The organism is Roseomonas sp. 18066, assembly GCF_902706185.1.
Lineage (GTDB): Bacteria > Pseudomonadota > Alphaproteobacteria > Acetobacterales > Acetobacteraceae > Pseudoroseomonas.
Genome location: NZ_CACSJM010000407.1, coordinates 1 through 396, shown reverse-complemented (window position 1 = coordinate 396; position 396 = coordinate 1). Strand labels below are relative to the sequence as shown.

Genomic DNA, 396 nt, shown 5'->3' with positions numbered 1-396 from the left:
GAATGGCTGTGTCCTTGTAGACGATGAAGAACTGCGTTCCATTGCCGTACGCGTTGTTGCCGGTGCGGGCCACCGCGATGGTGCCGGCTGGGTACATGTTGTCAGCCGGGGTGTTTTCCAGCGGGCCCCATGTGTAGTTCGGGTCGCCCTGCCCGTCGCCCTTGGGTGAGCCGCACTGCAGGACGCCGAACTTGTCGGCGGTGGTCAGGCGGTGGCACGTTTTGCCGTTGAAGTATCCTTCGTCGCTGAGGGACTTGAAGACGGCGGCCGCCTGCGGGGCCTTCGTCCCGTCCACCTCCACGCCGAGCGGGCTGCCGTTCAGCATCAGCTGGCCGGTGAACGTCTTCCCGGCCGCTGTGTCCGCTGATGGAATGTTCGGCCCGTTGGTTGCCGCTG

Annotated in this window: 1 protein-coding gene; it reads right to left on the bottom strand. The window is 65.2% G+C overall.

Features of this window, described 5'->3' with window-relative positions; translation table 11 throughout:
* The coding region (locus tag GVN67_RS29450) for a peptidylprolyl isomerase (protein ID WP_200845473.1) at nucleotides 1-396 on the bottom strand (396 nt) is incomplete at both ends.